Genomic DNA, 23543 nt, shown 5'->3' on the forward strand with positions numbered 1-23543 from the left:
CGCTCAGCACTTTTCCTGGAATTGCTTTAGGCTTGCCTTGCTCTGGCAAGCCCATGCTCGATCAGCCGGCCGACGAGTTCCGGATAGGAAATGCCCGAGGCGCCCATGGCCTTGGGGTACATGCTGATATTGGTGAAGCCCGGCATGGTGTTGATTTCGTTGATGACAACGCTCTCATCCGGCCGCACGAAGAAATCGACCCGCGCCAGCCCTTCGCATCCCAGCGCCCGGAAGCCATCTGCCGCCATGCGCCGCAGCGTCTCCGCAGTCTCGGCGGGGATATCCGCCGGGATGGTGATCACGGCGCCGTCCTGATCGATATATTTCGCATCATAGGAATAGAAGCCGTGCGTCGCCGCAGTAGCGATCTCGCCCGGCACGGAGACGAACAGCGCGCCATCCGGCTGCTCCAGCACGGCGCATTCGATTTCCCGGGCGCGGACGAATTCCTCGACGAGCACCTTGCGGTCATGCCGGAAGGCATCGGCCAGCGCGCTTTCGAATTCCCCGGCATCATGCGCCTTGCTGACGCCGACCGACGACCCCTGGCGGGTAGGCTTGACGAAAACGGGCGAGCCGAGCGCGCTCACGATTGCCTCGAAATCCGGCTTTTCGCCACGCACGACAGTGACGGAGCGCGCAACCGGCAGGCCTGCCTCCCGCAACAGCCGTTTGGCGATATCCTTGTCGATCGCGTTTGCCGAACCCAATATTCCGCAGCCGACAAGGGGAACGCCGACCATCTGGGCAAGGCCCTGAATGGAGCCATCCTCGCCATAAAGCCCATGCAGCACCGGAAACAGCACATCGACGGCCGCGATCTCCCGTGCGCCGTCGCCTTCCAGCGCCAGCAGCCGACCCTTCGCCCCCGGCAACAGGCAAACCTCCGTGCCTTCATAGACAATCGGCTCCGCCAACACGCCGCCCTCCGCCTCGACCAGCAGCCAGCGCCCGGCGCGATCGATCAGGATCGGGACGACCTCATATGTCCCGGCATCGATCGCCCGGATGACATTGCGGGCCGACATGATGGAAACATCATGCTCGCTGGACTGGCCACCAAACAAAACGGCGACGCGGAGTTTCGACATGAGGGCTGCTCTCCCGGGCAAGAGGGTGTGACGGATGGGAGGGTTTAAACGGGGGATTGCAGCGGAATTGGGGAGGGTGTGGCGTTAATTACACCTTCGCAAACGACATCTTCGCTGGCGCCGAATGCCCTTTTGGTAGCTTCAGCGATAACGGTATTCTGAGTATCAAAATCAATCTCGATCAGTACTTCTTTTCCGTCTGCTGCGCTAGGTTCACTCAGATTCCAATATCAGTTAGTAGGTATATTGGATGTCTTCGCAAAGTATAGTTCGTAAAGTTTCCCACCCATTCTATTGTATTGACTAGAACGGAAGGAGCCGAAGGCGAAAGTCGCGATGTCCGAAAAATGTTTTTTATAATCCTCAAACTCGTACAGTTCTCCAGCAACCACCAACCGTCTCAAGCAACTGAGCAGCCCATTAACATTGGCCGTAGTCAAAAAGCTGTCGGGAAGCTTTCGGTCTGCGCTCCATCGTTCTTTCGACAGATTCTCTTTAACCGCCGAAAAGATCTTGCTAACCTCTGATGCGCAGAATGCAACATACGCATTAAGAGCCTCGTGGTTCTCTTCTTCCAGCATTCTCTCTTTTCGCTCATCATTCCAAAGCTGAAAAAGGGATTGTTTAGTTTGCGGGTTGGTGAGCGGCTTTATCGCAAAAGAAACCACGCTCGTCGTCTTGAGCTTTTCTTTTTCGAAAAAATATCTCTCAAAGTGGTCGGTAAGCGGGCCATGTTTGTCGTTCAAATAGTTTACAACACGCTTTGCGATCGATTCCGGGGAGAACGGGTTAATGACAAGGCTGATTTCTTGCTTAAGATCGGATCGGGCGTTTGTCTGATTGGAATTGATTTCAAGGAAAAGCTTTGCTTCAAACTTGAGTCTGTCGCCCTCCGACATCCCTTTTGGAAAGACCACACCTGTCACAAGCAGATTTTGCTGGGCTCTTAGGACCGAAATGTCGTCATCGAAAGCGCCGCCTTCGTGATAGGAAAACACGCGGTGCTGACCATCAATGATACCAATCGTGTTAAATCGATCAGGTATCTGGATTTTGCCGGGTTGGGTATCTTGGATTGTTTTTGGATCAATCGTGTAGTCATCTGGGTCTAACAGTCTAGTGTCGTCCGGTAGAGTTACGACGATGTTATTGATGAAGACGCGACGCTGGTCGCGAAGGTATTTTCGAACAGAAGCTATTTTGCTCGGGGATATCATTCGTTGGTAGACGGCGCCGCCTTCCCGCCATCCGTATTTTCGCAATACATAGCAACGCTCAAGCAATGCTTGAGGATCAACATAAAAGGATACAACCTTGAAATCCGAACCGAAATTAGAATGGGATTCGGGCAAGATTGATCCTGGATATGTAGAGGTGCCCTGCTTGGACGTCAGTACGCCATCGGCCACGTCCTTCGATGTCAGGCCTAGGAAATCAAACAGCTCAAAGCGAGCGGATCGTCGCATCGACTTGCTAACTATGCTGAAATAGTGGGCCACGTTGTAATCGAAGTACTTGAGCCTCGGGACTTCAGATTTCGTCTCGCTGCGAACTCCCCGAAGAGAGCAGTAGACAATTACCAGTCTATATTGATATATACTATACTTGTTCCCAAGGGCGGCTTTAAATGCCGCGTATTTATCGCTAAAAAACGAAATAAAACCCGTTATATTGTCGAGTATCTTGTCGTAAGGTATCTTTTTCTTTTTTAGATGTGTGGATATATCATCGGGACGGCTGATCGTATACTCGCATAGAACGATTATGTTCTCGAAAACAAAAACCTCGTCGATATCAGTCGTCGAGCCTTCGAAGGTGAAGTTCTTGTTCGATGCGGCCGGTACGCTTACGAAACCAGCATTCCGAAAAGCGCCACGTACCAGTGTCTCATGGTCCCGTTGGATACGCTCTTGTTTCTTCTCTTCAGCGGATTTTTTTGGTTTATTTTTGTTTGGCTTTTTCGGTGTGCTCATTTTCCCCAGCCATCAACCCTAATATTACATTTGCCATTCCTCAGGTATCTTGGCTACCTTCTCTCCCGCCACCGGGCGGCGTACTGGCGTTCCTGACGGCCGCATCTTGAGAGTACCGTTCGAGAAATCTGCAATTCGGTCGGATGCTAACTTGGCAAAGCCTGCGTCTTTGTCGATTCCTAAGCCACGGCGGCGCAGCTTTGCTGCGGCGATCATGCTTGCACCCGTGCCTACAAAGGGGTCCAACACGAAGTCGTTTTCATCGGTCAGTGCGAGGATGCATCGTTCCGCCAATTCGATAGGAAACTGGCAAGGGTGCTCGGTCTTCTCCGGGTGGCCAGCCTTTACGTTCGGAATCTCCCAAACAGGATTTTCGAAAAAGTCGCGCTCAGCTGAAAATTCCCAGTAGTCTGACGGGTTCTTTCCCTTAGGATTGCCACTGGGTAGTCCTGCCGATGAGCCCTTCGATTTTGCGTGCCTTTTCCCTGGATATAACTGAGGCACTCGCACGGGGTCCAGGTTGAATTTGTAGCTATCGCTTTTGGTGAACCACAGAACGGTTTCGTACCGTCCTGAGAACCGTCGGTCTGAGTTTCGCCCAAAATTAAACCGCCAAATGATGCGATTTCTGAGAATGAACCCCTGGGAGCGAAAGATCTCATAAAACGGTATGTCGAGTGGGGTAAGAGCGCCGTCTTTGATATAGTTACCAACCTGCCAGCAGACGCTCCCAGTGGGTTTCACTACTGTGGCTAAATCGGCAACAATACTGCTCTGCCAATCAAGATATTCGGAGAGGGAAAGTTTACGATCACGCTCGTATATTTTGCCAATATTATAAGGCGGCGAGCAAACAACTAGATCGACGCTCTTCGCGGGAACGCCCTTGAGTTGTCGGCTGGCGTCATCTTTGACAATCATTGGCAGAGGGACCTGCTGCACGATTTCCTCTATATTCAGAATCATTTTCTACCCTAAATAGACTAGTAAGTCATTCGGTTTGCAAGGTGCAACCCTATAGAAATTTGGACAATGGATCCATCATTTTAGCCGCCAGATCTCGATTCTGTTGATACCGGCTTCTTTGGGGCATCGGTGGCCCGGAAATGAAAGATTTGCGGCCCGATTGCGGGCGGCGCACGAAGGTTACAGGAACTTGTTGCACGGATATTGCGCATATAGCTGTGCAATTCACGCCACGTTTCATGCAGTCTCGCGTTCGCTTATCACAATTCACGCAACAGTCTTGCAGTTACGATTGTTGGGAAAAACTGGTGCTGCTAGAGAGATTTGAACTCTCGGCCTCTCCCTTACCAAGGGTTTAGTCTTATGTATATTTGTGTAATGCTTACATAGTATTTAGATGGTGCGCCTCAGAGGACCGTACATATTTTGTACAACTTGGGCAATTGGCAAAAAGAAACCCCGCAGAAGCGGGGTTATTGTTGAGGCGGCGCCAGGATCGACCGTAGCCTATTCACTTCTTCCAGCAGCAGGGCAAACCGCTCGTACGGCGTGTCGTCGTCTCGCTCCTCATCGCAGTGGCTACATCTGACGCGGGACGTGTCGCTGTAAACGTCTCGCTCAATGTCGTCGAGCGTTATCCTGTCTTGGCCATTGCCGCAGTGGCTGCAATATCGCCACACACTCATCCCTTCTTCCTCTCCAAATCCGTCCGGCGGCCAGTTCCCTCCGCGAGTTTGCCAGACCACGCAAGCGGATCTTCCAGCCACGCCAGCGCGCGCCAAGTCTCTGGCACCGGCAGCTTGTTGATTGCCTCAATCAACGGCGCCTGCGGCACGTTCGTATAGTGTCGGCTCATGTCGTCTGCGGCGTGGCCAAGGATCTGGTCCTTGATGTGCGGGTGGACACCCGCCACGACAAGGCCCGTCGAGCAAGAGTGCCGACCGGTGTAGGGCGCGATATCTTTGATGCCGGAACGTCGACGCGCTCCGTTGATAGCGGACTTAAGACCTCCTCCTCCTTTCCCTTCCTCATCCGTTACGATGACCTCGTAAGGCTCACCGCGTGGTGTTCGGAACAGACGCGGATCATCTGCCAGCGAATTGCGCTTCAGCAGCGACTCGAATATCGGCACCAAGAATTCATGCATGGGCACGCCGCGGGGCTCGCCTGTCTTCGTGTGCGTGAGCGTGATCCATCGCCCGGCGACATTCACTTCGTTGGCTTCAAGCGCAAACAGCTCGATCGGACGCATGCCGGTATAGAAAAGTGTCGTCATGAGCATGGCCGGCCCCGGCGACATTGCGGCGATGAATTTGGCCGCGTGACCGTACTCAACCGGGAACGTGCCGGCACGGCGCTTTTTAATGCGCACCACGTTGGTGCCCTTTGCCTTCTTCGGGCGAGACCACTTCCGGAGGTCTGCCCATCCATTCAAGACAGCGTGGTTCCAGACAGCGACGAAAGGTGTGTAACACTGCCGATTGCGCGTCTCTGGCTGCCCGGTCGGGTATAGTGTGCGCGCCGCGTCGTCGAGGTCGTTTTGTTGAATGTCCTTCAGCGGCCAACTATAGAAATGAGCAAGCAGTCCGGCGTCAACCGTCCCAATGAATCGAGGGTCTCCGCCAGCCTTCAGATATGACTCAACCGCCTGCGCGAAGGTGCGGGTAGCCTTTGGACCAAAGACGTGGTCGCTTACGAGGCCCGCCTCTCGCTTGACACGGAGCGCTTCCGCGACTTCTTTTTCGTTAGTGCCTGTAGACTCGCGGACAGTTTGTCCATGGACGGTGCCGCTGATCCACCAGACTTTACCGCGCTTGTAGATTTTGAGGGGCATCTCAGTACATCCTTGATTGCTTCAATGTCGGAATCAGTGAAAAGAATATCCCGACCGCGCACCAGGCACAGTCCGTGCTGTTTGGCGATCTTTGCCACGCCTCGGTTGGTGAGACGCAAATGCGACGCTGCCTCGTCCAGCGTGTGGACGCTTCCATTAGGAGCGTTGTCGTTCGCCGGTTCTCTGGTCATAAGTCGGCATCCTCCCATGTTTCGGCAAATCTGCAATTGGGCGGCATTCCGTCGAACATCGGCCGGATCTGCGGACGCTTGTAGCCGGCAAGTCCGCAGCCGATCGGCGTGACGTAGAAGGTCAAGTCAGGCCTAGATCGAGCGAAGGCCATAAACTCGATAACGTCACGCTCGATTTCTACCAAGCCGCGCGTCTCGATCCGCTCATCTTTCGTCGGTATGCCATAGCTGCGACCCTGCAGGCCAATGCCTTGACCATAGATAGCTCCGTGGCGCTGGACAGCGAAGCGAGCTGCACCGGCACCATGGATGCCGGCAAGGTTTGAGCCGAATACAAAGATGTCCGTCATGGGCGTTTCTCCTTGTTGATCGCACTGCGGGCTGCGAGGCAGTCGGCCAGGGTCAGCAGGCGTTTCCCACCACGACCAGCATAGAGCTCAATGTTTTCCGGTCGGCGATCGTTCTCGTGCTCAGAATTGAGGCCCCAGAACTTCCGCGCCTCGTCGTCCAAGGCATTGTCGTCATAGGCATCAGCTATTGCCACGAGCGGTGCAAGAGCCGCCCTAAGCGCGGCCATCTCGGGTGCGGGGTCGCTTGGGGAGCACTCGCACTTTGTGTCTAGCCCATAACCGGGTGTGGAGCAGGCATCGCACTGATACGGGATTTCATCGCTTCCTGTCAGATTTGTCATGCGCTTATTCCCTGTGCTTCGACTTCAACAGACTGGACTTTGAAGCCGGCACGCAACATCGCTTCCCAAAGGGGACGCATAGGCCCATGGTGTAGGCCGCCTAGATCAATAGCGGGAAAGAATTGGGGGGTGAGCCAAGTGTGGATGGCGCGACCAACGGCGATGCTTTCGCTCGTGCTAGTCTGCGTACCTTCAAACAGCTTGCCATCCGGCCACGTAACAAAGTAAATTCGAACTTCCTTGCTGTTCACAGGCATGCTCCCTTGATTGCGTCGCGCTTGGCCTCAGCCATGGTATTGACCCCTTCGGGGGACCATCCCTGATAGAGATAACCGCCATCTTTCCAACGGACGATGATGTAGAATTTGCGTTCTGGTGCGCCCGGGCACGGATCACGATCAATCTCGATCTCTGCGCCCTTGTGGGTGCCGAGAAAGTAGCCTCGGCGCTTTTCGATGATCCTCATCCGTCTGCCTCCGTCTTTGCGGGGTCGCTTTGGGAGGTGGAGAGAGCGGAGCGGATACGCTGCTCGTAGTCGGCTTGGGCGGCGGCTTTGGCTGCTTCAAGCGACAGGTGATATTCACCTATGCTTTCGCCATCGCGGCGAAGATCAAAACCGAGCGCGTGGCTCACACGATAAGTGCTGTACCTGCCGCCTACGGAATAGGCTTTCCAGTATCCGCTTGACGCTTCCACCCACTCCAGCACCTTCAAGGCCACCGGGTCTTGCACCGCTACGGGTGGGGGTGGGGCGGCATCAATCATGTCGGTCCACGTTTGCGCCGGAAGACCCGACCAGTTACTTCCGGCCGCGACCATTTCCATCGTCGCCACTTTCGGCACCAACTGCCAGCCGTCCGGTACCGCCCTCTCATGCCGTTCAGCATCGGAGGGGGAGGCGATCGGCCGATGATCTATTTCTGCTATCCGCACCATGTCGGTCATGCCGCCACCTTCGTGCGGTAACCCAACAGCTCCATGCGATCGGCGATTGCCACCAGATTGGCCGCTTGGCGCTCAAGGCGCGCATTCTTCCCGTTGGCCACCTTCCGGTTCGCCTCAGCGACCCAACGCAGCTGCAGGGGCGACATGCCGTCTGCAATGGCACGGTCGATCGTAAGAAGCGGGACGGCAGGCAGCGGACGTCGCGGTGCGACATATGGCGTCGGCTGTTCGTGGCCGGCAAGTGTCAATCTTCTTGGCTTGTTCATTGTTGTCTCCTCATTGTGGTGGATGCGGCCGGTTGGTGCCGGCCGCCGATGCCTATTACTCGACGATTTCGAATTCGCCTGCGGTGGTCAGGCGGTACGATTTGCCGGCCTCGATGCCGTTCTGGCCAACGAGAGACGCGCGGACGGCAACGAGCTTTGCCGGGAAGACGGTTTCGTCATATGCGGCGAGAACGATGCCACCACCTACCTCGGCCTTGGCCGTGGATCTTGCTCCGAGAGCGGCCGAAAGCGCACCATTCCCGGTGCTGGCGGCGTGCGCACCATTCCCGGTGCTGGCGGCGTGCGCACCATTCCCGGTGCTGGCGGCGTGCGCACCATTCCCGGTGCTGGCGGCGTGCGCATAGTCCCCGGTGCTGGCGGCGTGCGCATAGTCCCCGGTGCTGGCGGCGTGCGCATAGTCCCCGGTGCTGGCGGCGTGCGCACGGTATCCGGTGCTGGCGGCGTGCGCACCATTCCCGGTGCTGGCGGCGTGCGCACCATTCCCGGTGCTGGCGGCGTGCGCACGGTATCCGGTAGTAACGCTCTCTTTCGCCGCATCGACGATCCATTTTACCGCAGCTCGAATGAATTCGGGCAGGCGCAGCTCCGCATTGATCGTGATCTCGGCCGATGCGATTTTGCTATCGCCATCCGGATCATCGACGACTTTGCCGCCGACCGAGGTCGATGCGAACTTGCTCGTAGCTGGCCCGTAGTAGTTCCAGGCATCCAACGGCATCAGAACCGAATGAAACGCACCGGCGCCGCAACGCACGACCTGCTTGTCGGTCTTGTAGGTGGCGCCGATCTCATATTGAAATGATACGCCGCCTGGGTTGCACTTCCAGTCCTTGCCGAAACCCTTGTAGGTCGTCAGTGTCGCTTCTGCAGTCGCGTCGATTTTCGTGGATTTCTTGGCCATAAGTCAGTCTCCTCAATGTGGTGTGGTGGTGATCAGTGCGTCAGGTACGACGCCCAAATGGTGACGGTGAAGACAAAAGCGCCGGCGGCTAAGCCAGCGCATATGTCTTGAACAAAGCCGCGAATTGTCACTCAGCTGCGTCCTTGGTGACGCTGACGCTCAAAGAGCGGGAAAAAACGTCGAACGTGCCGCCGTGCTCACCTGCGAGGCGCGAGGCCTCGTTCGAGGCAGAATCGAAATCGGGATGTTCGAAGGGCCACATGCACGGGCGAATTCGGCCGGTGCTATCGCCGCGCCGAAAAACGAAATGACCCCCGCCGACGGCTTCACCATCGCGAGGGTTCTTGGGAAAACGACGCATATAGGAAGGCTTGCCGTTTGGGCGGCCGCGCTTCTTTGCCTTATGGTCAGGGCGCTGCATTGGCTCTACGGAGCCGGCGGCATTGGTGGGTGTGTAATCAGTCTCGAGTTCGTCGACGAATCTTCTGTCTAACATTGTTGGTCTCCTCAGTGGTGTCCGCCACGGTACTGGCGGTGAGGAGATCAATAATCAATCAATTTAGTTTAGTCAATTGCCTGATTTAGTTTTATGCATATTTTCCTGAAAGCACAACCAAATGAACGCTCACCACATCATCACGCTCAAAGTCGATTCGCTTAACTGGATTGTATTGCGATAGAACGAGCTTCGTTCCAGCCCATCCCACAAACTCCTTTATGAAGCCACGTGGAGGCGATGATTCGTCGCGTCCGCGGATCTGCACAATTACGTCATCCCCGCGCCTCGGTGGCTTCCGTGGATGAACGTAAACAGTCTCGCCAGGCTTATAGCGCGGCGACATAGACTCGCCGTCGACATATACACTGTAGGCGTCCGGAACGTTTACAAGAGAAGGCGGGCACGCGATATAATCGACGACCTGGCCGTTGAAGATATACTCCCCGTCATCGCCGCCAACTGCTTCGCCGAGGACTGGCAGCATGCGGCCCGGCCGCGTAGTTGGAATTTGATTTTCCAAGACTTTTGCGTTTGATTGCTCCACCTCGGAATATATGGCGGCTATTGGGGCCTTGTTGTGCGCCTCGGGATCGCGGCCAGCTTCAGTCATCAGAGAACGCATTTCCACCTCCGAAATCTGAAGCATTTGCGCGATTTCTTTCCAATATGCCGATGACGCAGCCCTGCCATTGAAGAGATTGTTCACAGCTTGCGGCGTGATGCTCAGCCGAGTCGCGATATCAATCTGCTTCACATTGAGTTTTTCAGATTGCTCGTGCAACCTTTCCGTAAGCCGTGACATTAAAAATCTCCTTGTTGATCAATTATTTATCAAAATACACAGCAAAAATCAATGAAAGTGGTTGAATCAATCAATGGATTATGCGATTGATTTCCTCGTTGAAGAAATGAAGACTTTTTCAAAAGGGCGGCGTTAGCCAACCGGCATTCATATTGGACAATTTTAACAGGGCAACATTTCAGGAGTGAGCATGCGGCAAAATAAAAAGGAAACCACCGTCAGAAGAGCATTAGCGCCGAAAGGCGCAGGTCCTCCCAGAAGAAGAGAAGCCGCCCATCGAGGCGGCTTTCCCTTTTTGTAGGAGCACCAACAAAAGGGGACATCATGAGAAATTCAACCAACATCAAGTTGACTTACATAAACGCCGCCGGGTGCAGTGACGCATTTGGCGGCGTTTTTATTGTCTCTCGGATATTCCCTGAAGAAGCTCGCCGCATTCGCAAACCGACCCGAAGGCCGGCACCACCCGTTTAACGGCTTGCGGATACAGCTCGTACTATCTCGGAGGAGGAGACTTGGCAGGGCCATGCCGTAAACTCCGGATTTCCATATCGCCACCACAGCGACGCGCGATGTTTACCAACATTGTACAAATTTGTCAAGTTTTATCGGCTCGCCTACTGCGCTAGCCGCTCAGAAAGGACGATGACATGTACAGCCTCTACGTCTCGAACCGTCATCGTCCCCGCCGACAGGCGCTCAAGGGTAGCCTGTCCGTCCGCCACGGAAACCAGTCGGCCGATCCACGCCGCCCCGCTCTTGGCATGAACAATCACCTCGTTGCCTGGTTTCGGCCAAACAGCCGGGTCGATCCATGCCTTCGTTCCGACGAGAAGGGCGGGCTCCATGACTTTAGTGTCGATCGATATGGCGTAGCGACCTTCAGGAATGCGCTTACGCCCTTGGTTGAACGCCTCAAAGGCATACTTGCCATCTTTGCGATCGACGACTTTGCCGTAGGCACGCGCCGTGCTGAACGCTCCGACTTTGGGGAGTTTGCTGCTGCCGGTGCTGGACTTCGCCTCGTCGACGAGCTCGCGGATAATGGCCGTGTCGATCTGCAGGAAATTGGCGATCGACGCGTACATGTGAGGGCGCGGCAAGCTGCCCATCTTCCAACGGCTGAACGTCTGTTGCAGCCAGTTATGCTTTTCGGCGATCTCACGATCCGTCAGGCCGCGCCTGGTCTGTTCGTTCAGCAACATTTGCGCGAAGCGAGAGTTGCCGGAGACTTTGGCCATCGTTTCGACCTTGCATAGGAGGGCATGTTTACACTAGACATTCGCATATTACAAATTTGTCAAGGCGTCAACCAGCGCCGAGATCACCACCACGAGTATGAGGAGACTATATGGACAACTCTGTGAATGAAATTATGCGCTCAATGAGGGAAGAAGGACTTTCCCTAAGAGCGATCGGCGAAAGACTGGGTGTCAGCCACCAATCGGTTTATTTTCGCCTAGGCGGCAGCCGCACGCCACTCCGCAGCCGCGCTCCGGTTGCCGCGAACGACAACAAGATCATCAAGATGATGCCTCACAACGGTGGCTGCTCAACGGCAAGCGGCAGGATGCCAGTGAGTGTGGCGCGTCTGCCATCCCTAGATGCGGTGGCAGCATGAGCACGGCCGACAATAATTGCGACTGTGATTGCTTCGATGAAGGCGATTGGGTCGAATGCAAACTCAACACCGATTTTTTTGGCATCGTCGTCGGCGAATCTGATTTCGGCCGGTTTTACACTGTGCAGCTCGCCGGCTCGATGGAGCCGAAATTGTTCTATGCCGTGACGCTTCGGCATATGGACCGACCAGCAACCGGCGCCGCCGGCGCGAAGCTGCCGATCGACGATGGCAATGTCGTCGACTTCACCAAGGAGCGCGAGCTCCGCAAAGACACCACCACGAGAGGAGCAGCGTAATGAGCAAATTCAAGGTTGGAGATCGGGTGCGGCTAACCGAAGATACGATGCGGGACTACAACCTGCAAGTCGGAGATCGCGGAACTGTCCGTGAAGATTCAACAGTGCCGTATGTCGATTGGGATAAGCTCTCCGACTATTGGGCCGTGCTTGAAGACGAGATCGAGCTCGTCGAGCAGCCAGTGGCTTGGCCGCCGAAGGTCGGCGACCGGGTGCGGTCTCTCGTTCATTGGTGCAGCACGGAACCCGGCGACATTCTTCCTGTGACAACTGTTCTGGACAGTGGCGTATGGGCAACTGATCGCGCTGGCGACAGCACATTCCTGTCATATGAAGAAATCGAACTCGTCACCGCCGCCCAACCCACCGCCATCGTCGCACTGATCGAGAGCGGCCAGCTGAAGCCGGCGACACGGCCGAAGGTTCACGCCGATCAGGACAGCGCCGCGAAGGAAGCAGAGCGCCTTGCTCTCCTTTATCCCGGATCGGAATTCGGTGTCAGCGATCTTGCGGATAGCAAGATCGCTGACACCGTCACGGAGACCGTGACGCGCGCAGTGCTGCGCGCCGCCTAACCACCAAACAGCCACCACAGCAACGCCGTGCGCCCACCAAGCGCACGGCTAGAGGAGACTTTTGCCATGACTGATTCACCATGGGGTAGACCCATTACCGGCGAACCGATCGACTACGTGCCGATCGACGCACCAGCCACCGCTATCACACCCACGATTTTTACGGCGCCGATCCTTCGCCGGGCGTTGGTCGCCGCCCTGATTACCGCCTTGGTAGTCAGCGGTTTCGCTTTTCCGGCCTTCGGTGCTGGCATCATTGCCATTTCCGCAATGGTTGCGGTGATTTGGAGCGCTGACAAGCTTGCCGACTATCTCAACAAAAAAGAGTGCGTCAAGACCCCCGCGAATGGTCCCGATCCGTTCAGCTGGTGGGTGACCCTTGTGGCTTTGGCCTTAATCCTCGGCGTCATCCTTATTATCTAGGAGGGAAATGCATGGCAATTTCTTGGGAAGAGCTCAAGGATACGTCCGATACCGATCCGCCGATCACGACGATCTACGGCGGCGCGAAGCTGGGAAAAACGACACTCGCCTCTGAGTTCCCGTCGCCATATTACTGCCGAACCGGCGAAGGCGAACGACAGAGCGCCGGCACGCCGATGAAATCTTTCGGTGTCTCTGACAACTATGGCGACGTTCTCGATCAGATCGAGTTCATGCTTGAGGCGGAACACGATCGACGCACGTTCGTGCTCGACGCGCTGGACGGCTTGGAGGTGTTTATCAACACCGAGGCCTGCGCTCGCAATGGCTGGGCCGATATCGAGGAGCCAGGATTTGGCAAGGGATATGCCGCAGCTCACGCCATCTGGCTTGAGTTCATCAAGAAGGTGCTGGCGTTGAAGAAGGCGGGTTTTTACGTCGTGCTCATCTCGCACGTCAAAGCCAAGACCGTTCCAGGCGTCACCACCGACAGCTATCCGCGGTACATGCTCAACCTGCGCGACGACGCCGGCAGTGCGGTATGCGATGCTTCGGATTTGATTGGCTTCCTGCATCAACGCGTGTCGATCCAAAAGGAGGATCTCGGCTTCAAGAAGACAGCGAAGCGCGGTTCGGGCGGCGGCGAAGTCAATATCGCCGTGCAGGAGCGGCCCGGCTTCATCGCGGGTAACAGGTACCAAATCCCCAAGGCTATCCTTGAATACAAGCAGGGGCAGGGGTTTGCGGTGTTGAACACCTACTTCCCTCCGCAGCCTGACGTTGTCACGGCGGAAGTCGAACCTGACGAGCAGGACGAGGCGGCATGATCGCGTTCTGCAATCCGGTCCAAGGCCGAAAGCACCGCGTCCACCCTTGGCATAGCACGGAAGCTGAACCCCTTTTCGGCATCCAGGCGAACGTCGAACGTGGACTATGGGCGCACGTCGTGGATGGCGACAAGCCGGTGATCTACACCGATAAGCGCCTCGCTCAGATCCGCGCTCGCGAATTATCGCGGGCTGCTTAAACCACCACCACACGAAGGAGACTTGCATGGCCAAGATCGGCAATAACTACGAGGCAGAATACGAGAACACCGAGAAGCAGGGCGGGGGTGGTGGCATCCTGCCCCACATGTACGCCCAGCTTCAGGCGGAGGCGATCAATCTCCCGCCTACCAAAGACGAGAAAGGCTTTCAGGCTGAAATCACATTCGAGGTGATCGCGCCTGAGGAATTCAAGGGTCGCAAGTTCTGGGCCTATTGGACCATTGTCCATTCCGATGGCTACCAGCACGGCGCCTACAAGTACGGAAAGCCCATGTTCGACAGATTCGGTCGTGCCGTCGGCGAGGAGATCACGGCAGACACCGATACCGACGACCTTCTGTTCAAATCGTTCGTTGCCGAGGTCGGGATTCAGGTCGGTAACGCCAATCCTGCCGGTGGGTTCTACAAGGACAAGAACCAGATCGAGCGCTTCTTCTACACCGATGACGCGGCCAAAGAGCCCGTTCCGGAGCTCGGCGTCATCGGCGACGGGACGCAAGGCAAGAAGCGCAACGAGGATCGACCGGCGCCGGCCAACGACAACAGGCCAGCGCCGGCGCAACGTGCTGCTGCGAATAACAACGCACTCCCTGCAGCGCAAGCTGCTGCTGCTACGCCTGGCCGTCGGCCTTGGGGCAGCAAGTAACTACCGCTTGGCGGGTCGTCACCAGCGGCCCGCCGTCTTCCACCACAAGAGGAGATTTTTATGAAGCTCACCATTCAGCGTGCCGACTTGGCGCGCGTCATTACCAATGTCGGCCGTGTCGTCGAGGCCAGAAACACCATCCCGATCTTGAGCAACGTCCTGCTCGATGCCAGACAAGACACGCTCACCGTCTCAGGCACGGATCTCGATATCCTGGCCACGGCAAGCGCACCGGCCAAGATCGCCAAGCCTGGAAGCCTCACAGTCAGCGCCAAGCTGCTCGGTGACATCGTCAAGAAGGCAGGCTCCGACGATATCTCGATCGAAAAGAAGGGCGACAGTCTCATCTTCGCATCCGGCCGAAGCAAGTTCACCCTTGCCACGCTGCCGGCATCGGACTTCCCCGATATCGCTGGCGCCGGCGAATTCACGACGGAGTTCGATATCGACCTTGCGGCATTCTTCGCGCCGGTCTCATTCGCAATATCCAGCGAAGAGGTGCGTTATTACCTCAATGGCGTCTTCTTCATTGGCACGGAAGAAAGCACGATCGCGGTAGCGACTGATGGTCACCGCCTTGCCAAGAACGTGGGCGACGCCGGTCCAATCTTCGCCGGCGTCATCGTTCCGCGCAAGACCGTCAGCCTTCTGCCGAAAGGCACCGTCACCGTTGCAGTTTCCGAATCCAAGATCCGGATCACGGCCGGTGACTTCGTCATGACGTCGAAACTGGTCGACGGAACGTTTCCGGATTACGAGCGTGTCATCCCCAAGAGCAACGACAAGTTCATTTCGGTGAATCGAGACGAGTTCATGAAGGCTTCCGATCGCGTGTCGACGGTTAGCAGCGAGCGCGGTCGTGCTGTCAAGCTGAGCATCGCGCCGGGCTCAGTTACTTTCACCGTCAGCAATCCGGATTCGGGCAGCGCGACCGACGAAATAGAGGCAGAATACAGCGGCGAACCAATATCGATCGGCTTCAATGCCGCGTATCTTCGCGACATGTTCGGCGCGATGCCATCCGGCCAGGTCACGATTGCTCTCGCCGATAGCGGCTCGCCGGGGCTCTTCACCTCTGCCTGCTTTGAGGGGCTTACGCTCGTCGGCATGCCGATGCGAGTCTAGGCGAATGGCAAAGCACCCCCGCAAAAGCATATCGGTCAGCGTCGACGTCGAAATGGATGAGATCGTCGAGGCGCTGACCGACGAAGAGATTTTGGATATGGCCGAGAGAATCGGCCATTCCGGAAGTCCACGCGACGTGGTTTTGTCCGCCATCGTCATGATCAGATCGGGCCGCATCAATGATGGCATCACCGCGCTCGAGCGTGAGTTCTTGCCTAGCTGGAAGAGCAAAGCAGCTTGCGAGTCTGCCTACCAGTTGGCTATGGCTCTCAAGGTGGCGGCATGACCAAAGTTCATGAGACAATGATGTCCGAGGGCATATGCCCTCGGTGCGGCGATGGTGCCTGGCGCGATAGTGTTGATGTCGGCGTCGGCGTTATCCACGGCCCCTACGGCTGTGCGTGCGGATGGTCAGAGTCGGAAAAATACGATCTAGAGTTCGGGGGAGGTCTTCAGGCCAACGGCTCGTACCTCGATATGCAAGGCGGCCTTTTGACAGCCAGAAATCCCATTGCCAGGATGCTGGCACGGGAGGCCGGCATATAATGGCACCTATCCCAAAGGTCACGCCATCCACGCTCCGCGCTGTGCAGGAAGCCCTCGAAGCTGGTCACGACGAGTGGGAGTCCGTCGGCGTTCCTGCCGGCGACATCGGCGTGGAATGCGACCGCGCCGTCTGGCTGGCCTTTCGGCGCGCGTCTGTGCCTGAAGTCATCACATGGCAGAAGCGGCGCATCTTCGAACGAGGCAACATAGAGGAAGAACGCCTCCTAGATCTCCTCAGAATGGTAGGCGTGAACGTCTGGGGCGAGCAGGACCGAGTGCGCGCTTGCGGTGGACATCTGCGCGGCAAGATAGACGGCCGCGCTCTAGGGCTGCTGGAAGCGCCCAAGAAAGAGCACGTCGTCGAATGCAAGTCAGCCAAACAGGAGATATTCGCCAAGGTCAAAAAGCATGGCGTAAAGATCGGCAAGCCGGAGCACTACGCCACCTTCCAATTCTATATGCACGGCCTCGGCATCGATCGCGTTTACTACATGATGTCGAACAAGAACGACGAGGATCTGCATTTCGAGCGCGTCGAATACGATTTTGAGTATGCGGCGCGCGCCGTAGCTAGGATCGAGCGAATCATCAACATGCCAGAGCCGCCGTCACGGCTTTGCACCAAGCGTGACGACTTCCGCGGTGCGTTCTGCAGGCAGGCCGCCGTCTGCTGGGGCGATATGATGCCGCGTGCTCACTGCCGGTCTTGCCTCCACAGCACTCCGCTGATGGACGGCAATGCCGGATGGGATTGTGCGCGCTGGCAGAAACCGTTGTCGCTCGCGGAGCAAGACGCCGGCTGTCCGGCTCATCTGTTCATTCCAAGCATGCTCGCTGGATTTGAGCAGGTAGAAGTCGACCAAGAGAACGAGACGATCACCTATCGCAGACCAGACGGCACGACATACGTCGACGGCGCAACACAAGCGGAGGTGGGCTGATGCCAGCATATCGATCTAGCGCAGAGGCTGAAATTCGACAGCCAGTTGTCGAAATGTTGCGGCTCATGATTCCTGGCTGCAGAATCGTTCATGAGATCAACACCTGCAGCTTTGGCAATCGAATAGACGTCCTGGCCATCGGCGTCGATCGACTTGTTGCCGTGGAGATCAAATCTGCGAAAGACAAGCTCGATCGCCTGCCGGATCAGATCAAAGCTATGCGCGGCGTGACGCCGTTCGTTTTCGCAGCGCTTCACGAGAAGTTCGTCGTGGATCTGAGAGGCCAAGCCTTTCCGCCTGATCAGGCGCGAGGCGCAACTGTTTGGATCTATCCGAAGGCACAACGCAGCGGCCACATCCATTGCGGAGAGAGGTGGCACAACCAAGCGCGATATCGAAAGCCGACGTTCTGTCTGCCACCAGAGGCTATCCGGATGCTTTGGCGCGATGAGCTTCATGCCATTCTACGGCGCATTGGCATCAAGTCGATCAGCAAGTTGGACATGGATGAGTCGATCGACCGAATTCGATGGAACCTGACCGGAGAACAGATCACGCACGCGATTTGCACGGCCCTGCGCACCCGCATCTGTGTCGAGGCAGATCCACCGATCCCAGCAAACGACAACAATCCCATGAGACTATCGGCTTAGGCGCCACCAACGCCTGACCGCACACCACAAGAGGAGACCAAATGGCACTCTATGACTTTGACCATATGCAATTAAGAGTTGATCACGCGCGCCGTGCACTTGAAGACATTTCATTTTTGGAGAAGGCATTCATCTGGTCAAGAACGCCGCAGGGAGGCGCTTATTGGGAGATCCAAGCGCATGATGGTCTAACCGACGAAGCGCGTTCCACGATTGCTTACATGGTTGCTCAGTCGATCGAGATTGAAATCTTTGGCGGCATGCGAAGGGCCGCCTGATGCCATTCAATCCACGTTATTATCAGGTCGAGGCCGTCGATTCCATTTTCAACTATTGGAACGAGGAGCCGGGTCATCCTCTTGTCGATATGGCAGGTGGCTCTGGCAAGAGCGGCACGATGGCTATGGTCATCAAGCGCCTTATTGAAGGATGGTCGGACATGCGCGTTCTGTCGTGCGTGCACGTCGAGGAACTTGTCGGAGACAATTTCAAAGAATTTATAGGGATGTGCCCGTTCGCAAACGCTGGAATTTATGCCGCCAGCCTTGGGCGCCGCGATCGGCAATCACAGGTTATATTCGCCCAGCTTCAGACGATCTGGGATAAGGCGCGAGAAATCGGCCACATCGATGTGATGATTATTGATGAGGTCCACCTTGTGCCGAACGATGATAATACCATGTACCGCAAGCTTATCGCTGCGCTCATGGAAATCAATCCCGACATGAAGCTGGTTGGCTTCACAGCCACGCCGTATCGTCTGGATTCAGGCCGCCTTGATGAAGGCGATGACCGCCTTTTTGATATTGTGGTCTACACCTACAGTCTGGCGCAGGGGATTGAAGACGGTTACCTCAGTCGACTGACCAGCAAGCCGAGTGACGTGAAGTACGACATGGCCGGTGTACACCGACTTGGCGGCGACTTCAAAAAGTCAGATCTGGCCAAGGCGACCGACAAAGAAGAGCTGACGCGGGCCGCAGTTCTCGAAATCATGCGCTATGCCGAGGAGGAAAATCGCCGCACAGCCGTTATTTTCTGCAATGGCATCGACCACGCAACCCACGTTCGCGATGAAATTCGCGCCCACGGCAAATTATGCGAAGTCTTGAGCGGAAAGACCCCCAAAACCGAACGCCGCAGGATTATCGCTGACCTGAAGGCCGGCCGCCTATGGGGCTGCACAAATGACAATGTCTTGTCGACGGGCACGAACATTCCCTGCATCGATCTCGTCGCCGATATGGCGCCGACCGAATCCACGAACAGATACGTGCAGCGCGCCGTCCGCGGCACTCGCGTCGTTTGGCCGGCTGGCTTCAATCCGGACGCGACGGACGCCGATGGCAGAAAGGCCGCTATTGCACGCGGTTCGAAGCCCAATTGCCGGTACATGAACTTTGCTGGGAATATCGAGCGACACGGCCCGGTCGATTGCGTGCAGCCCAAGAAGCCAGGCAGCGGAACCGGTGAGCCACCAATCAAGATCTGCCCGACAGATGTAGCAGATCCGACCGGAAAGTTTGGTTGTGAGGAAATATGCGCCGCTAGCGCCAGAATCTGCCCGAACTGCGACTATCAGTTTGTGTTTGAGGAGAAGCCGAAGTTCACGGCCCGGCCAACGGATGTCGCTATCTTGGGCACGGTTGCTGAAGAGGATTGGCGGCGCGTGACTGATAGGCGCTTTTTGAATCACCCTGGCAAGGACGGAAAGCCCGACAGCGTAAAGACGGTTTTTGTTACAGGCTACACTGCCATCAACAAATGGTACGCGCCGGCGGCCGGTGGAAGAGCCAGGTCGGACAGTGATAGGTTTTGGAACGCGCATGGTGGTAGTCGACCATTCCCCAAAACAGCATTGGAGTGGCTGGAACGGCAAGGGGAACTGCGCGACACCGACGAGATCAGCGTTGAGCCGTCCGGTAAGTTTTGGAACGTCGTCGATTACCGCGTCGGCGCAACAAGGCCGGCCAACGACAATGTGCCGACTCCTGCCAACGACAACGTCGAGCGTCGTGGCATGGCCGATTGGGAACGGCAAATGGACGACGACATACCATTCTGACGTTGACAAATTTGTAAGTTTACACCAGCTTCAGGCTACCAATTCACCATGATCGAGGAGACGCCATGACCGACTTCGACCCCACAGCCATCGCCGGCAAAGACCACAACCTGCCGCCCCATGAAGCCATCTTCCAGCAGATCGACGATCTATACGACGAGGCCAAGAATTGGGCCGACGGCGAGCCGATCACCGATGAGGCGATGCACGACGCAATCACCAAGCTGTATGACGGCCTGCACGAGCTCGGGAAGCAGGCTGACGAGCTGCGCGTCGAGAAGAAAAAGCCGCTAGACGATCAAATCAAGGCCATTCAGGACGAGTTCAACCCATACATCCAGGCCAAGCGCGGCAAGGTCGATCTGGGCAAATCAGCGCTCGGCGACCTATTGGCGGCGTGGCGCGCGAAAGTCGCGGCCGAGAAGAAGGCTGAAGCTGACAAAATCGCTGCAGCTGCCGAGGCAGCCCGCAAGGCGGCTGACGAAGCCATGCGCGCCAGCAGCGGCAACCTTGCAGCACGTGAGGAGGCAGAGGAGCAACTTGCCGAGGCGAAGCGGTTGGAGAAGACGGCGCGTCGGTGGGACAAGGCCACGACGACCGGAACCGGCCTGCGAACGGTATGGGTGGCAACGCTTGAGGACGCAGAAAAGGCGTTGGATTGGGCTTTTGCGCGTTCGCCGGGCGAATTCAATGCTCTGGCGCAGAAGATGGCCGATGAAGCTGTGCGCGGCGGCGCGCGTGCAGTGCCTGGCTTTTCTGTCACTGAAGACAAGAGGGCGGCATGACCGGTGGTTTGTGGGGTGATGAATTTGAAACTCGCGTCGAGGCAGAGTTAGCCACGAGCAGTGCGGCCGACCGTGTCCGCAAGATGCGCGAGGAACGCGGCATTGGCATGCTAGAAGCCAAACGCATTGTCATGCGTGAAGAGCTTATAGCCGATATCGAGGCCTCTAAATCGATCGACGATATCAAGGCTCTGCTTCTACGCATCGTTTAGCACAGCGCGCCACCAACGCGCGGAACACCACCACAGTCCGAGGAGACAAGATGACGTACGCCGATCTGTTGGCGCGCAAGAGCGCCGACGCGCCGCTTCGCGGCTTATCGAATATTCCGTCACTGCACAGCGACATGTTTCCGTATCAGCGCGACGTCACCGAGTTTCTGCTTGGCGTCGGCGGAGGCGCGGCTTTCCTTGACACTGGCCTGGGCAAGAGCTTCGTTGCGCTGGAATGGGCGCGCGTCGTGGCAGAGCACGCCGGAAAGCCTATCTTGATGCTGGCGCCTCTTGCCGTTGCTCCACAGCACGTGCGCGAGGCGAAGAAGTTCGGCTATGACGATGCCCGCGTCGTTCGCGATCGAAGCGAAATAGGTCCAGGCATCAACGTCACGAACTATGCGAAGCTTGAGCATTTCGATCCGAGCGATTTCGCAGGAGTGGTGCTCGACGAATCCAGCATCATCAAGAATTTCACGGGCCAAACCACGCGCAAGATGATGGCGATGTGGAATGCAACGCCGTTCCGGCTGGCTTGCACCGCGACGCCGGCGCCCAACGATCATATGGAGCTAGGCCAGCACTCGCAGTTCCTTGGCGTCATGAATTCCAACGAGATGCTGACGCGCTGGTTTATCGCCGATCAGAACAATATGGGCCGCTATCGTCTCAAAGGCCACGCCGTCAAGCCATATTGGAATTGGGTGGCCAGCTGGGCGCGGTGCATTTCCAAGCCATCCGACCTTGGCTATTCCGATGAGGGCTTTGAGCTGCCGCCGCTCAATGTGTTCCGGCACGTGGTGAAATCAGACATCTCGATCGACGCCGGCGATCGGCTTTTTCGCATTCCGGACACCAGCGCCACGGCGATCCACAAAGAGAAGAGACTCACGGCCGAAGCTCGCGCCGCCGAGATCGCCGATCGCGTCAACGAAGAGCGCGGCGAGGCGTGGATCGTATGGTGCGATACGGACTATGAGGCTGACGCACTGATGCAGCGCATTCCCGGCGCCATCGAAGTCCGCGGATCGATGACGGACACGGTCAAAGAAGAGCGTCTTGTCGGCTTCAGCGAAGGCAATATCCGCGTGCTGATCAGCAAGCCGAGCATTGCGGGCTTCGGGCTGAATTGGCAGCACTGCGCCCGCATGGCGTTCGCCGGCCTGTCCTTCAGCTATGAGGCCTATTACCAGGCAATCCGCCGCTGCTACCGGTTCGGGCAGAAACGACCGGTCGACGTTCATATCGCGCTTGCCGACACGGAGCGTGCGATTTGGGACGTCATCAACCGCAAGAGCGGCGATCACGAGCAGATGAAAGTCGAGATGTATGCCGCGATGCGCAGGGCGCACGAAAGCCGGCAGGTCAAGATCGACTACCAGCCGACGAAGAAAATCAAACTGCCTACATGGATGAGAGGAGCTACCGCATGACGAAGGTTTTGGATCAAGCCACCGGCGAGAATTGGGCCGCCTACAACGCCGACTGTGTGCCGTTCACGACCGGCTTGGACGATAACAGCATCGACTTCAGCGTCTACTCCCCGCCGTTCTCGTCGCTCTACATCTACTCCGAGAGCGTCGCAGACATGGGCAACTGCGCCAGCGATGACGAGTTTTTCGAGCAGTACCGCTATCTCGTCCGCGAGAAGCTGCGTGTCACGCGTCCCGGCCGACTGACCGCCATCCATGTCAAGGATCTCGTCTACTACCAAAACAGCAGCGCCAGAGGTACGGCCGGCCTTCGCCCATTCTCTGATGATTGCACCCGTCTGCATATCCAAGAGGGTTGGGATTTCCATTCCCGAGTCACGATCTGGCGTGATCCAGTGCGCGAGATGCAGAAGACGAAGGCGCATGGCCTGCTGTGGAAGACGCTGCGCGCCGACAGCACCTTCAGCCGGATGGGCATGCCGGAATATCTGCTGGTATTCCGCAAGTGGGCCAAGGACGGCGACGAAGTCGCGCCAGTGACGCACACCAAAGAGAGCTTTCCCGTCGAAGAATGGCAGGACCACGCTTCGCCGGTATGGAACTTCAGCAAGCAGGATTTGCCAGAGACCGACGTTCTAAATGTGAAGGTGGCGCGTTCCGACAAGGACGAAAAGCACCTCTGCCCCATGCCGCTCAATATTACGAAGCGGGCGCTGCGGATGTGGTCCAATCCCAACGACGTGGTTTTCTCCCCGTTCATGGGCATCGGCTCGGAAGGGTACGTTTCCCTGCAGCAGGGTCGACGGTTTGTCGGGACGGAACTCAATCCGAACTACTTCCGCCAGGCCGTGAAGAACCTAGGCGAGGCTGCGGCGACGAAGCCTGGCGAGGACCTATTTGCCGCTAATGACAATGAGCCGGAACAGGTGGCTGCATGAGCCCGACAGAGATGGAGGCAACCTGCAATGCGAGCCTCGACACTGCTCGTAA

Annotated in this window: 30 protein-coding genes; 16 read left to right on the plus strand and 14 right to left on the minus strand. The window is 56.7% G+C overall.

The window, feature by feature from the left end; translation table 11 throughout:
- Window positions 1-26: 26 nt before the first annotated feature.
- The 14 genes from FHT29_RS00140 to FHT29_RS00205 all read right to left on the minus strand — a co-directional run bounded on the left by FHT29_RS00140 (window position 27) and on the right by FHT29_RS00205 (window position 11421).
- Window positions 27-1091 carry a D-alanine--D-alanine ligase family protein gene (locus FHT29_RS00140; protein ID WP_168598932.1) on the minus strand — a complete coding sequence of 355 codons (1065 nt, stop codon included), beginning with the start codon at window positions 1089-1091 and terminating at the stop codon, window positions 27-29.
- 230 nt (window positions 1092-1321) lie between these two features.
- A complete protein-coding gene (locus FHT29_RS00145; protein ID WP_168598933.1) occupies window positions 1322-3064 on the minus strand; it encodes a DGQHR domain-containing protein in 1743 nt (580 codons plus the stop codon).
- Window positions 3065-3088: 24 nt separating this feature from the next.
- Window positions 3089-4030, minus strand: coding sequence for a site-specific DNA-methyltransferase (locus tag FHT29_RS00150; RefSeq protein WP_168598934.1), 942 nt, complete (start codon window positions 4028-4030; stop codon window positions 3089-3091).
- 682 nt (window positions 4031-4712) lie between these two features.
- Window positions 4713-5864 carry a site-specific integrase gene (locus FHT29_RS00155; protein ID WP_168598935.1) on the minus strand — a complete coding sequence of 384 codons (1152 nt, stop codon included), beginning with the start codon at window positions 5862-5864 and terminating at the stop codon, window positions 4713-4715.
- A gap of 187 nt (window positions 5865-6051) precedes the next feature.
- Complete coding sequence (locus FHT29_RS00160; RefSeq protein WP_168598936.1) at window positions 6052-6405, minus strand: hypothetical protein; 354 nt, start codon at window positions 6403-6405, stop codon at window positions 6052-6054.
- Window positions 6402-6746, minus strand: a complete 345-nt coding sequence (locus tag FHT29_RS00165) for a hypothetical protein (RefSeq protein ID WP_168598937.1) — start codon at window positions 6744-6746, stop codon at window positions 6402-6404. The genes FHT29_RS00160 and FHT29_RS00165 overlap by 4 nt, the downstream gene beginning before the upstream one ends.
- Window positions 6743-6997, minus strand: a complete 255-nt coding sequence (locus FHT29_RS00170; RefSeq protein ID WP_168598938.1) for a hypothetical protein — start codon at window positions 6995-6997, stop codon at window positions 6743-6745. Before FHT29_RS00170 ends, FHT29_RS00165 begins: the two co-directional genes overlap by 4 nt.
- Entirely contained in the window at window positions 6994-7212 is a 219-nt protein-coding gene (locus FHT29_RS00175) for a hypothetical protein (protein ID WP_168598939.1), read from the minus strand. Before FHT29_RS00175 ends, FHT29_RS00170 begins: the two co-directional genes overlap by 4 nt.
- Window positions 7209-7691: a hypothetical protein gene (locus FHT29_RS00180; protein ID WP_168598940.1), complete on the minus strand. Its 483-nt coding sequence runs from the start codon at window positions 7689-7691 to the stop codon at window positions 7209-7211. Before FHT29_RS00180 ends, FHT29_RS00175 begins: the two co-directional genes overlap by 4 nt.
- Window positions 7688-7957 carry a hypothetical protein gene (locus tag FHT29_RS00185; protein ID WP_168598941.1) on the minus strand — a complete coding sequence of 90 codons (270 nt, stop codon included), beginning with the start codon at window positions 7955-7957 and terminating at the stop codon, window positions 7688-7690. The genes FHT29_RS00180 and FHT29_RS00185 overlap by 4 nt, the downstream gene beginning before the upstream one ends.
- 55 nt (window positions 7958-8012) lie before the next feature.
- The gene (locus tag FHT29_RS00190) at window positions 8013-8879 is read right to left on the minus strand and encodes a hypothetical protein (RefSeq protein WP_168598942.1); all 867 of its coding nucleotides are present in this window, start codon (window positions 8877-8879) and stop codon (window positions 8013-8015) included.
- 127 nt (window positions 8880-9006) lie between these two features.
- Entirely contained in the window at window positions 9007-9375 is a 369-nt protein-coding gene (locus FHT29_RS00195) for a hypothetical protein (RefSeq protein WP_168598943.1), read from the minus strand.
- A 91-nt stretch (window positions 9376-9466) separates the two neighbouring features.
- The gene (locus tag FHT29_RS00200) at window positions 9467-10180 is read right to left on the minus strand and encodes an XRE family transcriptional regulator (RefSeq protein ID WP_168598944.1); all 714 of its coding nucleotides are present in this window, start codon (window positions 10178-10180) and stop codon (window positions 9467-9469) included.
- Between the two features lie 617 nt (window positions 10181-10797).
- Window positions 10798-11421 (minus strand): hypothetical protein, encoded by a 624-nt coding sequence (locus FHT29_RS00205; RefSeq protein ID WP_246702962.1) that lies wholly within the window; start codon window positions 11419-11421, stop codon window positions 10798-10800.
- A gap of 110 nt (window positions 11422-11531) precedes the next feature.
- Between FHT29_RS00205 and FHT29_RS00210 the strand changes: the two genes are divergently transcribed.
- The 16 genes from FHT29_RS00210 (at window position 11532) to FHT29_RS00285 (ending at window position 23491) form a co-directional block, all read left to right on the plus strand.
- On the plus strand, window positions 11532-11801 hold the full coding sequence (locus FHT29_RS00210) for a helix-turn-helix domain-containing protein (RefSeq protein WP_168598945.1): 270 nt from the start codon (window positions 11532-11534) through the stop codon (window positions 11799-11801).
- Entirely contained in the window at window positions 11798-12100 is a 303-nt protein-coding gene (locus FHT29_RS00215) for a hypothetical protein (protein WP_168598946.1), read from the plus strand. The genes FHT29_RS00210 and FHT29_RS00215 overlap by 4 nt, the downstream gene beginning before the upstream one ends.
- Window positions 12100-12675: a hypothetical protein gene (locus FHT29_RS00220; protein WP_168598947.1), complete on the plus strand. Its 576-nt coding sequence runs from the start codon at window positions 12100-12102 to the stop codon at window positions 12673-12675. The genes FHT29_RS00215 and FHT29_RS00220 overlap by 1 nt, the downstream gene beginning before the upstream one ends.
- A gap of 66 nt (window positions 12676-12741) precedes the next feature.
- Entirely contained in the window at window positions 12742-13098 is a 357-nt protein-coding gene (locus tag FHT29_RS00225; RefSeq protein ID WP_168598948.1) for a hypothetical protein, read from the plus strand.
- Between the two features lie 11 nt (window positions 13099-13109).
- Window positions 13110-13925, plus strand: coding sequence for an ATP-binding protein (locus FHT29_RS00230; RefSeq protein ID WP_168598949.1), 816 nt, complete (start codon window positions 13110-13112; stop codon window positions 13923-13925).
- A 226-nt stretch (window positions 13926-14151) separates the two neighbouring features.
- Window positions 14152-14793 (plus strand): hypothetical protein, encoded by a 642-nt coding sequence (locus FHT29_RS00235; RefSeq protein WP_210255342.1) that lies wholly within the window; start codon window positions 14152-14154, stop codon window positions 14791-14793.
- A 60-nt stretch (window positions 14794-14853) separates the two neighbouring features.
- Window positions 14854-15918, plus strand: a complete 1065-nt coding sequence (dnaN, locus tag FHT29_RS00240) for a DNA polymerase III subunit beta (protein ID WP_168598950.1) — start codon at window positions 14854-14856, stop codon at window positions 15916-15918.
- A gap of 4 nt (window positions 15919-15922) precedes the next feature.
- Complete coding sequence (locus FHT29_RS00245; RefSeq protein WP_168598951.1) at window positions 15923-16204, plus strand: hypothetical protein; 282 nt, start codon at window positions 15923-15925, stop codon at window positions 16202-16204.
- 301 nt (window positions 16205-16505) lie between these two features.
- Window positions 16506-17405, plus strand: coding sequence for an oxidoreductase (locus FHT29_RS00250; protein WP_168598952.1), 900 nt, complete (start codon window positions 16506-16508; stop codon window positions 17403-17405).
- On the plus strand, window positions 17405-18058 hold the full coding sequence (locus FHT29_RS00255) for an NERD domain-containing protein (protein WP_168598953.1): 654 nt from the start codon (window positions 17405-17407) through the stop codon (window positions 18056-18058). Before FHT29_RS00250 ends, FHT29_RS00255 begins: the two co-directional genes overlap by 1 nt.
- A gap of 41 nt (window positions 18059-18099) precedes the next feature.
- On the plus strand, window positions 18100-18336 hold the full coding sequence (locus tag FHT29_RS00260; protein ID WP_168598954.1) for a hypothetical protein: 237 nt from the start codon (window positions 18100-18102) through the stop codon (window positions 18334-18336).
- A complete protein-coding gene (locus FHT29_RS00265; protein WP_168598955.1) occupies window positions 18336-20123 on the plus strand; it encodes a DEAD/DEAH box helicase family protein in 1788 nt (595 codons plus the stop codon). The genes FHT29_RS00260 and FHT29_RS00265 overlap by 1 nt, the downstream gene beginning before the upstream one ends.
- Before the next feature lie 65 nt (window positions 20124-20188).
- Window positions 20189-20908, plus strand: a complete 720-nt coding sequence (locus tag FHT29_RS00270; protein ID WP_168598956.1) for a hypothetical protein — start codon at window positions 20189-20191, stop codon at window positions 20906-20908.
- Window positions 20905-21120, plus strand: coding sequence for a hypothetical protein (locus tag FHT29_RS00275; RefSeq protein ID WP_168598957.1), 216 nt, complete (start codon window positions 20905-20907; stop codon window positions 21118-21120). The genes FHT29_RS00270 and FHT29_RS00275 overlap by 4 nt, the downstream gene beginning before the upstream one ends.
- A 50-nt stretch (window positions 21121-21170) precedes the next feature.
- Window positions 21171-22553: a helicase-related protein gene (locus FHT29_RS00280; RefSeq protein WP_168598958.1), complete on the plus strand. Its 1383-nt coding sequence runs from the start codon at window positions 21171-21173 to the stop codon at window positions 22551-22553.
- Complete coding sequence (locus tag FHT29_RS00285; protein WP_168598959.1) at window positions 22550-23491, plus strand: DNA methyltransferase; 942 nt, start codon at window positions 22550-22552, stop codon at window positions 23489-23491. The genes FHT29_RS00280 and FHT29_RS00285 overlap by 4 nt, the downstream gene beginning before the upstream one ends.
- Window positions 23492-23543 lie beyond the last annotated feature (52 nt).

The sequence above is a fragment of the Rhizobium sp. SG741 genome (genome assembly GCF_012275435.1).
GTDB classification, from domain to species: Bacteria; Pseudomonadota; Alphaproteobacteria; order Rhizobiales; family Rhizobiaceae; genus Rhizobium; species Rhizobium lusitanum.